Source organism: Pseudoalteromonas sp. GW168-MNA-CIBAN-0100, assembly GCF_040309225.1.
GTDB lineage: Bacteria > Pseudomonadota > Gammaproteobacteria > Enterobacterales > Alteromonadaceae > Pseudoalteromonas > Pseudoalteromonas arctica.
In genome coordinates this window covers 1-278 of sequence record NZ_JBEOOL010000495.1, presented here as the reverse complement: position 1 = coordinate 278, position 278 = coordinate 1, and the positions used below count along the sequence as shown (strand labels likewise).

Genomic DNA, 278 nt, shown 5'->3' with positions numbered 1-278 from the left:
CACTAATATTGCCGTACAACTGATGATTTTGCGATAATCGATTATCTATCTGATCTGTATCATCCCAATTCACAATCGTATTATCGTTAAAAAGACCTAACTCACTAAATTGAATAATACCGTCATCTAACGCATCATACAGTTCAGTAAAACCAAACATGGTTGCACCGTCTTCAATGATTAGTTTAAAACGGTGATCAAGTAAGCACTGCGACACTTTATCGGTACCGCTGATAGAAGATATGAGTTCACTTAGCGATTTTTTTATTGTTGAGGGG

The 278-nt window shown here is 36.3% G+C and carries 1 protein-coding gene; it reads right to left on the bottom strand.

Going from position 1 to position 278, the window contains the following annotated elements; translation table 11 throughout:
• Positions 1 to 278, bottom strand: a 278-nt coding sequence (locus AAEY62_RS22125; RefSeq protein ID WP_350636553.1) for a hypothetical protein, incomplete at both ends; no start/stop codon positions are given.